This is a genomic window from Nostoc sp. (genome assembly GCF_036917935.1).
Classification (GTDB): Bacteria; Cyanobacteriota; Cyanobacteriia; order Cyanobacteriales; family Nostocaceae; genus Nostoc.
In genome coordinates this window covers 473410-485033 of the sequence record NZ_JBALEL010000002.1, presented here as the reverse complement: position 1 = coordinate 485033, position 11624 = coordinate 473410, and the positions used below count along the sequence as shown (strand labels likewise).

General features: G+C 41.1%; 12 protein-coding genes. 6 read left to right on the top strand and 6 right to left on the bottom strand.

Features of this window, described 5'->3' with window-relative positions; translation table 11 throughout:
* The first annotated feature begins 63 nt into the window (after positions 1 to 63).
* Positions 64 to 282 carry a hypothetical protein gene (locus V7K62_RS02375; protein WP_190729975.1) on the top strand — a complete coding sequence of 73 codons (219 nt, stop codon included), beginning with the start codon at positions 64 to 66 and terminating at the stop codon, positions 280 to 282.
* A gap of 620 nt (positions 283 to 902) precedes the next feature.
* On the opposite strand, the gene ftsH3 is transcribed toward V7K62_RS02375, so the two are convergent.
* The 4 genes from ftsH3 to V7K62_RS02355 form a co-directional block, all read right to left on the bottom strand.
* Positions 903 to 2744 (bottom strand): ATP-dependent zinc metalloprotease FtsH3, encoded by a 1842-nt coding sequence (ftsH3, locus tag V7K62_RS02370; RefSeq protein ID WP_334861274.1) that lies wholly within the window; start codon positions 2742 to 2744, stop codon positions 903 to 905.
* A 112-nt stretch (positions 2745 to 2856) separates the two neighbouring features.
* Positions 2857 to 3651, bottom strand: coding sequence for an aminotransferase class IV (locus V7K62_RS02365; protein WP_334861272.1), 795 nt, complete (start codon positions 3649 to 3651; stop codon positions 2857 to 2859).
* A 17-nt stretch (positions 3652 to 3668) separates the two neighbouring features.
* Positions 3669 to 4088: a GNAT family N-acetyltransferase gene (locus V7K62_RS02360; protein WP_334861270.1), complete on the bottom strand. Its 420-nt coding sequence runs from the start codon at positions 4086 to 4088 to the stop codon at positions 3669 to 3671.
* Between the two features lie 203 nt (positions 4089 to 4291).
* Positions 4292 to 5077, bottom strand: a complete 786-nt coding sequence (locus V7K62_RS02355) for a hypothetical protein (protein ID WP_334861268.1) — start codon at positions 5075 to 5077, stop codon at positions 4292 to 4294.
* A 318-nt stretch (positions 5078 to 5395) separates the two neighbouring features.
* On the opposite strand from V7K62_RS02355, the gene V7K62_RS02350 reads away from it, so the two are divergent.
* The 3 genes from V7K62_RS02350 to V7K62_RS02340 all read left to right on the top strand — a co-directional run bounded on the left by V7K62_RS02350 (position 5396) and on the right by V7K62_RS02340 (position 7791).
* Positions 5396 to 5902, top strand: coding sequence for a hypothetical protein (locus V7K62_RS02350; RefSeq protein WP_334861266.1), 507 nt, complete (start codon positions 5396 to 5398; stop codon positions 5900 to 5902).
* A 106-nt stretch (positions 5903 to 6008) separates the two neighbouring features.
* Entirely contained in the window at positions 6009 to 6845 is an 837-nt protein-coding gene (locus tag V7K62_RS02345; RefSeq protein WP_334861264.1) for a hypothetical protein, read from the top strand.
* Positions 6832 to 7791: a hypothetical protein gene (locus V7K62_RS02340; RefSeq protein WP_334861262.1), complete on the top strand. Its 960-nt coding sequence runs from the start codon at positions 6832 to 6834 to the stop codon at positions 7789 to 7791. The genes V7K62_RS02345 and V7K62_RS02340 overlap by 14 nt, the downstream gene beginning before the upstream one ends.
* Positions 7792 to 7937: 146 nt before the next feature.
* On the opposite strand, the gene V7K62_RS02335 is transcribed toward V7K62_RS02340, so the two are convergent.
* Complete coding sequence (locus V7K62_RS02335; RefSeq protein ID WP_334861260.1) at positions 7938 to 9167, bottom strand: acetate kinase; 1230 nt, start codon at positions 9165 to 9167, stop codon at positions 7938 to 7940.
* Between the two features lie 53 nt (positions 9168 to 9220).
* On the opposite strand from V7K62_RS02335, the gene V7K62_RS02330 reads away from it, so the two are divergent.
* Positions 9221 to 9610, top strand: a complete 390-nt coding sequence (locus V7K62_RS02330) for a hypothetical protein (protein WP_334861258.1) — start codon at positions 9221 to 9223, stop codon at positions 9608 to 9610.
* Here V7K62_RS02330 and V7K62_RS02325 read toward each other — a convergent pair.
* Positions 9607 to 10101 (bottom strand): hypothetical protein, encoded by a 495-nt coding sequence (locus V7K62_RS02325; RefSeq protein WP_334861256.1) that lies wholly within the window; start codon positions 10099 to 10101, stop codon positions 9607 to 9609. The two genes, V7K62_RS02330 and V7K62_RS02325, sit on opposite strands and share 4 nt — an antisense overlap.
* A gap of 496 nt (positions 10102 to 10597) precedes the next feature.
* Here V7K62_RS02325 and V7K62_RS02320 point away from each other — a divergent pair, with 496 nt between their 5' ends.
* Positions 10598 to 11476, top strand: coding sequence for a M48 family metallopeptidase (locus V7K62_RS02320; protein ID WP_334861254.1), 879 nt, complete (start codon positions 10598 to 10600; stop codon positions 11474 to 11476).
* Positions 11477 to 11624 lie beyond the last annotated feature (148 nt).

Below are 11624 nucleotides of genomic sequence, written 5' to 3'. Positions count from 1 at the left end.
AAATTCCTAATGGCAGGTATTTCGCATCAATCACCAGATTCTTCACCAACGGAACAGAAGATCATGAAAGACCAAGAACCATCAGACTCTAAGGAATTCGTCGGAAATCTCAAGAATGGGATTTGGCTATTTGGACTGTCATCCTGGGTATTTGGCATTACCGATCGCAGTATTGCTTCATTTGCAGATGGCTATCTCTCGGCTTTGGATTTGACGCAACTATTCACAGCAGCTACGTTCTTTGTGGCATGGCTATTTTTGAAACCGACATCCAGAGTTTAAGTTAAGCAACTAGTTGAGTATCCAGTCACTGTTTACGCTAGTCTTATCAAGATTTAAAAAGTTATCTATTTGATCGCCATAAGGGGTGCGCCACAGAATGGATAGATTCTTTTGCATTGATCGCAATCAGGGTAATTTGTAAAATTTCCGAATTACCCTGATTTCTAATTCTTACCGGAGAGAATCAGGATCTATACCGAGTCCGCGCAACCTCTGTGCCAGCATTTGGGCTCGTTGTTCCGGCGTTAGTAATGTGATTTTGGTATATAGCGGTATCTCCGCCCAAGTGATGTACAAGAACCCCACCCCCGCTCTTCGAGAGGGGGCTAAGATGTACCTAATATGATTAGGAAACGCTATATCGACAAAAATTTTTCTAATTTTCCGGAATTGATGATGCTCAGGTGGTAGTCTCTATCAGATTACCGATTTATACTGAAACTCTATAACGAACCTTCGGGGAATATAACCCCATTTCGGATTAAAAGCCCGGTCTTCATGACCGGGCTTTTGCCAATAAATTAAAAAAAATTGGGGTAATTCGGGAAAATCCCAGAGTTACCCCAATTTTTAAAAGTTACAAGTTAGAAATTGTTTTTAACTCATCACTTCTGATTAAATTAGGCAAATGCAGCAGTTGTCACATCGTTGTTCGACAGAATTTCTTGCAACTCTTCAGCGTCTACTGTTTCTTTATCAACCAACATTTGCGCTATCTGATCTAAAATGTGGCGGTTACGCACCAACACTTCTTTAGCGCGTGTATAGGCTACATCTACAAGTTTACGAACTTCTTCGTCAATGGCAGCGGCGGTTTCTTCAGAGAAATCGCGCTCTGACATGATATCCCGTCCGAGGAACATATTACCTTGTTGACGACCAAGGGCAACAGGGCCTAAGCGATCGCTCATCCCAAATCTGGTAATCATCTGACGCGCAACCCGTGCTACCTGTTGCAAGTCATTAGAAGCACCAGTGGTCACTTCTTCTTCACCAAAGACTAATTCTTCAGAGATGCGACCGCCCAAAGCTACAGCCATCTGATTTTCCAGATAAGCGCGGCTGTACAAACCAGTGTCCATCCGGTCTTCGCTGGGGGTAAACCAAGTTAAACCACCTGCGCGACCGCGAGGAATGATGCTAATCTTCTGCACAGGATCGTAGTCTGGCATTAAAGCACCAACTAAGGCGTGACCAGCTTCGTGATAAGCCACCAAGGTTTTGCGCTTTTCGCTCATTACTCGGTCTTTCTTCTCTGGGCCAGCTAATACGCGATCGATCGCGTCGTTGATTTCATCCATCGAAATTTCAGTCAAATTCCGGCGTGCTGCCAGAATTGCGGCTTCATTCAACAGGTTGGATAAATCAGCGCCAGTAAATCCAGGAGTCCGACGGGCAATTTTATCCAAATCCACATCTTTCGCCAAGGTCTTGCCACGGGCGTGTACCTTGAGGATTTCGCTGCGTCCGGCATAATCGGGACGGTCTACCACAACTTGACGGTCAAAGCGACCAGGACGCAACAAGGCTGCATCTAGGACATCAGGACGGTTGGTAGCAGCAATAATGATGATGCCAGTGTTGCCTTCAAAGCCGTCCATTTCTGTGAGCAACTGGTTGAGGGTTTGTTCCCGCTCATCGTTACCACCACCTAAACCTGCACCCCGTTGACGACCTACGGCGTCAATTTCATCGATGAAGACGATACAAGGAGCGTTGGTCTTAGCTTGTTCAAACAAATCGCGGACGCGGGATGCACCCACACCTACGAACATTTCCACAAATTCCGAACCGGAGATTGAGAAGAAGGGTACACCTGCTTCACCAGCTACGGCACGAGCTAGGAGGGTTTTACCTGTACCAGGAGGGCCAACTAACAACACACCTTTAGGAATTTTTGCACCAACAGCAGTAAAGCGATCGGCGTTTTTCAGAAAGTCTACGACTTCGTTTAATTCCAACTTGGCTTGGTCAATACCAGCGACATCGCCAAATGTCACCTGAGTTTGTGGTTCCATTTGCACTCTGGCTTTGGATTTGCCAAAGTTCATCGCTTGGCTGCCTGGGCCACTTTGAGCGCGACGTAGCAAGAAGAATAAGCCAACCAAAAGCAATACAGGGAAAAATAAGCTGCTTAGTGCCTTAAACCAAAATCCTTCGTCGGTTTGGGGCAAAACAGAAATATCAACGCCTTTAGAAGTCAGAGTATTGATCAAGTCTGGATCGTTGACTAAGGTAACAATCCGTTTAGCCGGGTCATATTTGGGTGTAACCAGTGCTGTAGAGCGGTCTGCACTCAAACTGACTTTTTCTACTCTGCCTTGCTCAACTTCTTGAATAAAGCGACTGTATCGCCATGTCTCTCTGCTTTGGGGTTGTTTGTCAAAAAATGCTGTTCCCAGCGCAATTACGACAATAAACAGCAGCGCGTACAGCCCTGCATTTCTCCATCTTTTATTCACTAAGGTCTATCCTCCGGTATTTTTCGCGCAATCGCCTAGCTCTCTGCTCGGAAAGGTGATTATTAAGATTTATGTTAACTTATCTTAAGATATAACAAATTTGGCGTGGGTGTCATGCTAAAAAAAGCTCCCTTATTAGCTGAAAACTTTGATGGTAGGGATTACATTGTAGCGACCCTGAAGGCAGATGAACTGTATGAATAGGAATAATTTCTACCACACTATTAGTGTAGGCGATCGCTTCAAATCTCTGGACTAACTCGACGCTCCAAGTTTCTTCTCGTACTGGCTGCTGATGGTTTTGCAACCAGTTTACAAGTTGCGATCGCACAATTCCCGGCAAAATTCCGGCCTTTATTGGTGGTGTCCACCAACTGCGATCGCACCATCCCCAAAGGTTGCCTGTACTGGTTTCTAGCCAATTTCCTTGAGGATCGACTAATATTACTTCTTGAGCATCTAAGCTAGTTTTTGCCAACCAAGCACTCAAATAGTTTCCAGTTTTATGAGAGGGGAGAGAGCGATAAAATTCAGGACTCGCAACGGCACACACAACACCAAATTTTTGTTTTTCTGTCAAATTTTGTGGTAATAATCTACCAGTTATCCATTCCCGTCCATCGGCAAAGAGGGTAATTCTGAGAACGGGGAAGTGTGCGAGGATAATTTGGGCACCTTGACGCAGACGGTTCCAATCGGGTTGCTGCCACCTAAAAGTTTGTAGTGAGAAGAGTAAGCGATCGCAATGTGCTTGCCAATTAGTTAAATTACTATCTAGAGAGTTCTCATAAACCCGCAATGTTGTAAAAACAGTTGCCCCATAAAGTAAACCCGGATCGTTAATATTTAATTCTAGGGTTTGAGAGTGAATTAATTTGCCGTCATACCAAAAAATATTATTTGTCACAATCAAATTGCTTGTTGCTACAACTCCATTGAAAAGTGATGACTTGTAATGCTCATACGCTGCATGAAATAAAACCTGTGGGCTGCAAATCGCTGAACACCAGAATCTAGACTCAGGTGTTTACACTGATGATTTCTGGCATATTCAATTAGCCACTGAAATAACTGTTGACCATAGCTATGTGACCGCTTCAACTCATCAACAACCAAATCATCAATATATAAAAACTTTCCCGATGCTAAACAATTAGAAATGCGAAATCCAGCGACCGCTACAGCTTGCTTTTCTACCTCCAAGAATGCAAGTTGATATCCTTCTTTCATTTGAGATCGAACTTGTTCTATAAACTTAGTCTGCTCAAGGTTAGGGCGCAACTGGGAAATCACAGGAAAACACCCTAATATTTGAAAGTCAGATTCTGCCAATTTTATTGACATCGCTATTACCTTACTCAATCGACTTCTTAGATGAATTAAAAGCCCTCACCCTAAATCCCTCTCCCAAAATTGGCAGAATGGGTTGGGGGATGAGGGCAAACTTTGTATTTGTGCAAGAGATATAATCATGCGTGAGAAATTTTAAAAAATTGGGCGAATATAATTCTCTACTACACTTGCAACAACCCGTTATAAATAATAATTTAATCTTTAGGGGGAAATATAATTTTATTAATACCTTCAGGAGTTGTAATTATTTTTCCCCCCAAAGCTTCGATTTCCCTAATAGCGCGTTTCTGAGTTCTCTCATCAGCATGATTATTTAAAACCATTGACCATGTAGAAATTTGAGCATATTTACTGTTAGGATTTCGACTCAGAAATTCAGCAGTTTTTTGGGAACTATTAGCGATCATCTGACTCTCTGCATCTGAAAATTTACTAGCCCAGTTTGCCGCCGTTGCAAAAGACTGTTGGGCAGCTTGAGCGTTGCCTAAAAATAATAACTCATCAACTCCTTTATAACGCCATATATAATAAGACTTTTCGGGAACTGAGGGAGATATTGATTTTAAGCCTTTCTCTGATAGTGCGATCGCACGTTCTGGCATACCAGCATACAATGAAGTACTAATCGAAAGACTACGATACGCTGCTAAAAATCGCGGGTCACGTTCTAGAATGACTTCAAAATATTCTGGACTTAAACTGTAACCTGTTTTGTCTCGAACTTCATCATCTCCGAAATATTGTAGAAAATTGAGATATACCAAATCTGCAATGAAGTTATCATAACCAAAACTAGGCATTTTTTGGAGAAAATTCAGACGGAGATTTTCAGATTTTATTTCTTTTTCTAGAGTTTCTAAAGAGGCAGATTGTTTTCTATTTATTAGTTTTTGCAATTGGGGAAATTGAATCAAGCCAACTCCTAAAATACACATACAAATTACAAAAGGTGTAGCAAAAGCTTGACGAGATAACAACATATTTTTCTTGTCTCTATCATCATAGTCATATTATTGTATACATAGTGGTATAAGAAAAGTCAGCCCCACTTGCGCGTCTAGGCTTTGCTAGGTCAAATAAGAAACAGGTTGACTAAAATAAATTTGTTAGACTATTAGCATTCTTTTATACTAAAAAACCTAAGTGATCATAAATCATAACTTTTTTTAGTAAAAATTTCTTAAATTATTAAGTTGTTTTGACTTTAGTTACTTTTTTTTAGTAAAAGCCTTAAAACTTTTTGACATAATCTAAAATTGTATCTTGTTTATATTAAAATCTTTAACCTCTAAAATGTCATGGTGAATAATACTCTTAACGAAAACACAGAAAGTAATGGTCAAGCCATCGAAAATGTGGAAAACAATAGTCAATTTAGCAAACCAAGTAGTGAATTTAAAAGAAAAGTTAAGAAGCTAAATGCTAAGGGAGAAGGATTTAATATTGATGACATTATTGATGCTATCCAAACAGCAATAGTTGAAGTTGTCGAGTTAGAAATTACCACTTGGGTTCCAGACTCATCTACTCAGTTAGAACAACCACAAGGGCAACAAATTGCTCAACCAGGTAATCGGATTTATACTAGAATCAATCTAATTGATGGTGATATAAACAATGAAGTTGGTAGTCAATTTGTTGGTAGTGGGCCATATACAGAACTTCGCGAATTTCATCTAAGTCAAATCAAAGAAAGTCGGGAGATTATGCAAAAAAACATAGAAAGTTTGCATAAGTTATATGGATTTTTTATAGAAATTATGAAATCTCGTAAAACTTCACAACAATCGCCATCGCGTCCATAGTAGTTGACGCTTATTAATTAATAGTAACCCGAAAATACCTACAGGATATCAACTTGTCCAAACCTGTAGGTTAATTTGCTTTAGAGAAACCAAGGAAATTATTACTATGACTAACAAAATTCAAGAGCAAGCCAAAGATTTGCTAGAGAAACTAGTCTCATCTGTACATGGATTAGTCGATGATATTACAGCTTTAGAAGTAAATACGATGGTTGTGGAACAAATTACTGGTGCAAAGTTTAATGCTTGGCAAGCGTATGAAGAGATTTATTCAATAAATGACAAAGACTACTTTAATGACAAAGGAATTCCAAATCCAAACGATTTACCAGAACCAGAAAAAACTCAAGCTCAAGAGCTACGCAAGCGTTATACAAGTCTATTTTCGCAACTTGAAAGAGAATATTTTTACATTCTACTTGAACAAAGTAATGATACTAGTGAGCCAGACTCCAGGATAATACAATATCAGGAGCGTCTTAAATATCAGGTGGAACATAAAGCAAATATTGTTCCAACTGATGAGGTATATATAAAGTTAGCTCAACCAATATTGCCTGCTCCAACTCCTGTTGCAGGTGAACAAGATAATCAAAAAAACTTGCGGAAAAGGTGGCAAGAGATTGAAGAACTTTTGAATAATGATAAATTTATTCGTACCCTGCGAAAAATGTCTGAACTTAAAGCTGCACTTAACAGTGGTAACATTACCAGTGTAGATATTGATATTATTTATGCTCAAACTATTATGCAGTTAGATGGAGATATTATCAGCCGTTACCATAAAAACCTATTTCAATTACCTGAAGGTGATAGAGATTTAATCCTAAAAATACATCATGAAGGGGTAGTTGCTGGAGAAAAACAGTGGCGTGGAACACTAGATTTTCTGATTGGTATTGTACAAGGTATCGCCAAATTATCCCGAAATGAACGCTTATAAAATCCACACAGATCACCAAGCTGATGTTCAACTATCTTTCTTTGTGCAAATCCCTCAAGGCACTCCTATTGAACTTGAAATTAAGGTTGAGCCAGCACAGTATACTTTTTATCTAAATCATGCAGTTTTAAAACAAATTGAGCAAGCACGAGAAATAGGCTGCTCTCTGTACATTCCGCCAAAATTACTAGCTTATCTTTGGTACTACAACTGCTTTAGCGATAAGATTTGCTTTAGTAAGAACACTATGCCATACAATAAATTAGTAATTACTAAAAAAAACTTTAAAATATTTGACAATACTTTTATAGTAAATTTTATGAATTTATTGTGGAGTAAATCATTACAAAATAAATCGACGCTCCAGTATGGACTTACTTTTAATTCTTATTATAAAGAAGATACATCAGCTTTATATTTTTGGAAAGAACAAGATATTGTTTTACAAAGTAATGTCTTCTTTTATGGCGACATAATTCACAAAATCAAGAGTGATTTTATCCAAAATCCTGAGTGTTTAAATATTGTTTATGTGCATTATTGGCTTATTGAACAAATACTAAGCTATCTTCGGACTAAATTAAATCTATTAGCTTGGGAGCTAGCTTCACTGTTCCCTGCTGGTTTTTTGGCTTGGGAATTACATTCATTACAATCACTTACACTTTCATTATCAATACTTGCTGGGCTAATAACATCTTTTGTATTTCCTACTATTCGCTATTGGCTTGTTAATCAACTTCCGAGATGGGCTTCTATCAGTTCTCAATATCGAAATTGGCTGGCGTGGGGACTAACTTGTGTCACTTCTAGTATTTTTATTTTTACTCCCACCAATTTCTTATTTTTACTGTTTTTGTCACTACTTGGGCCGCTATTACAAAGGGTTTTTAGTTTTCTAGTGGGGCAAATTGGTAAAAGTTTTATGCGTTGGCTACTAGCTTGAAAATCGGGTATGAAGCATTGAAAAAGATATTTTCTTGTGAAAGACTGTTTTAAGAAAAAGATTAGGGATGTAGAGATGTCAGGGTATTGGATAACTGCATATTCAAACAATGTTACCCAGATGAAATCAGACTTTATAATTACGAATTAGATATTACGAACTTTTTTCCACAGCTGCCAACACTGTTGAGCGATCGCCCAATCTTCTTGAGTATGAATAACTAATACCCGCACTGCTGAATCGGGTGTAGCAATATCCTCATCTACAGGCTGCTGTTGATTTTTCTCAAGGTCTATTTTCAGTCCGATAAATCCAAAAGCTTCACAGGCGGCTTGGCGAATTTGCCAAGAGTGTTCACCCACACCTGCTGTGAACACTAAAGCATCTAATCCCCCCAAACTAGCAAGCATTGCGCCGATAGCAGAACGCAAGCGATGCACGTAGATATCCCACGCCAGTTGAGCGCGGGAATTACCTTGAGCGATAGCTTCTCTGACTTCACGCATATCGCTAGATACACCCGAAATTCCCTTTAACCCAGAAGCTTTATTTAATACATCATCCAGCTTTTCGACGGAGTAATTGCAGTGCCGTAACAGATAAATCAGAATCCCTGGATCAACTGAACCAGAACGACTACCCATCATTAATCCTTCTACGGGCGTGAATCCCATAGTGGTATCAATACTGCGACCGTTTTTAATCGCCGCTAAAGAGCAACCATTGCCCAGATGACAGATAATTAACCGCTCAGATAAAACATCTTGACCGAGAATTTGGACTGCACGTTGAGAACAGTATTGGTGACTAATACCATGAAACCCATAGCGACGAATACCTTGCTCTACCCACTGATATGGGCCGGGATAGATTGCTGCTGCATCGGGTAAAGTACCATGAAATCCGGTATCAAAGGCTGCTACTTGGGTGACATCTCCTAAGATTTGTTCAATTGCTTTTATACCTTCCAAACCCACTGGATTATGTTCTGGAGCAAGGTTAGACAGATGAGCGATCGCCTTTTTGACATCCTCCGTAATTACCACACTATCTCGATAATCTTCTCCACCATGTACTATCCGATGCCCCACCACATCGATTTCTGACAACCGCTCGATTACCTTGGTGGCATCACGATCAAGTGTATTGAGCATATAGGTGAGGTGCGCCTGTGGCGAATCACCAGAGATTGATTTTTGCAGCGTTCCACCCGTAGCAGTTTTCACCTCAATTTCTGCCACACGCCGATCTTGAGTCCAGTTGATTTTCCCTTCCCAAAGGGGTTGGGGTGCTTGGGTGGGTAGAGTTTCATCTGCAATTTCATACAGACAACTCTTTTGGCTGCTCGATCCGGCATTCAGTACCAATATTTTCATAGTGACAACAGAAAAAAACGATCTCCTTTGATCGTGTCACTAATTCTAGCTTCATGCTTAGTACAGTTTTGCGTAAAAGCGTAGCGTTTTTAATGCAGGCTGACGCATTAACAATGCAAGCTGATGCATTAACAATGCAGGCTGACGCATTAACAATGCAAGCTGATGCATTAACAATGCAGGCTGACGCATTAACAATGCAAGCTGACGCATTAACAATGCAAGCTGACGCATTAACAATGCAGGCTGACGCATTAACAATGCAGGCTGACACATTAACAAGGCGGCCAAAGTGGCTCATCAAGTCAAAGCGCGTAACTTTCTGCACAGCTGCTCATTTCACCCCTGCTTCTACTGTTCGGGGTACGGTACACAGTTTGAAGATGCAGGTTTTATCTTTACAAAGGCAGGAACTAGGAAGCGAGGAGAAATGGCTTGGTTAGTTATCATTTCGTAAGTTGATTGGGCGGATGTCGCGGATCTTGAGGGTTCTTTTGCCTGCGTTATCGTCGTCATCAATCGTGACCAGGTATTTCACTACCGTATGGTTTGCATTTCCACCAGTCACGGTGACAACAAATGCTGAGTAACTGTTAGTGTTTGTGCCACAACCACTTCGGTCATGGAAGGTTTGATTCCATTCACCAATATGGACACCCTCGCCTCGTGGCTCATCACCACTTTGTTTAATTTCATTGAGGAGAGCTACTTTCAGAAGAGAAAGCTTTGATTTTTTATCAGCAAGCATAAGTTTAAGAAACTTATCGCGATTTATCTTGTCAAGATTGTTGCCGTTGCTGCATTTATCTTCGTAGTTGGCGTCAGCTGAATCCGGGCTGGTCATTACCAGTGTTGGGATCTTGGGAGACTGAGCGGCGTGCCCAGAAGTTGTCGCTAGTGCGAGAACACATAAAGTAAAAAAACCAAAGCGCATTCTAATTCTCCGAGCGTGAATCAGTGTGTCCAATCAAGATTAACTGCAACGGACACTAAAGGACAGGGTTTGCGCGGTAGGCGTATGCAGCAAAGGCATGAAATGAGCAGTGATACCGAAAGTTACGCGCTTTGACTGTGATGAGCCGCTTTCAACCCAAGCGTATCTTGCCACCGCAGGCATCGCCACGGATAAAGCTGTACCAATTGAAGTCTCTGAAAATTAAGAGCTTCAAACCCTTGGTGTGTCGGATTAAATTCTGCACCAAATAGCCTATAGCTTAATTGGTACATCCAGAATTGCGAAAAATATCGATGTGCAGAATCCTTATCCAGTAGCGGTTACAGCTTTAGCGTAACTATCTGTACGATTGCTCATTTACCCCCGAATATGCAAGAAAGGAAACGCCCTACTGAAATCGTTATACTAACTGTAGGAGGCTGTTTATCTATCCAGCCAGATTCCATAGTTGTGTTTTTTTATAGCTTGCTGCACTATGTCCTTCTTCAAAACCCCGCTGATTGGTTTAAAAGCTGACTCATTTCGTCATCCATTAGACCTGGAAGCTACCAGAGCGCTCAAGCAGATACCAGGCATAGATATGTTGGTGCGAAATTGGCTAGGGCCAATGGCAGAGCAGGTTTTCTATGTGGAAAATATTGCCTCCAGCATTCTGGTGGGTGAAAACCAACTGCCTGATTTATACAAATTGTTGTTAGATGCCTGTAAAATCCTGGACATAGATCCTCCTCAATTGTACGTCCGCCAACATCCGGCTCCCAACGCCTATACTTTTGCTGTGCGGGGTAAGCAGCCTTTTGTTGTGCTACACACTTCCCTGATTGATATGCTCACACCAGAGGAAATACAGGCAGTAATCGCCCATGAGTTGGGGCATCTCAAGTGTGACCATAGCGTTTACTTGACTCCTGTAAATTTATTAATATTAGCTGCGGCGATTGTGCCCAATGTCGGCACCTTCGTTGCCCAAGCCATACAAGCGCAACTTTTGGAATGGGTACGTTGTGCTGAGTTTACCTGCGATCGCGCCGCCTTACTAGCAACCCAAGACCCGAAAGTTGTCATGTCCGTGTTGATGAAGTTGGCAGGTGGTTCTCCCACCTTAGCGCCCCAACTGAATCTCGATGCCTTTGTTGCCCAAGCCCGCGCTTACGATGATATTAGCAAGACAGAACTGGGTGAAATGGTCAAAGCTGCCCGTACAGCCCAATTAACCCACCCAGTCCCAGTCCTGCGGGCGCGAGAAATTGACCGCTGGGCAAGCAGCACAGAATATCAAACTCTGTTGCAAAGTCACGGAATGAAGTCTACTAATAATGAAGTTGCACCTAAAGGTGGATGGCGCAATTGGTAGAGCTATTATTTACAACTGTTTTTTCGCTACATACAGCGTATTTCAGGTAAATGAAGTACACGGGTAGGGGCACAACATGTTCATTGGTGTCAACTTAACGTCAAAGCAAGTCTAGAACTAGCTTTTAGATTGCCTTGTGCCTCGTTCC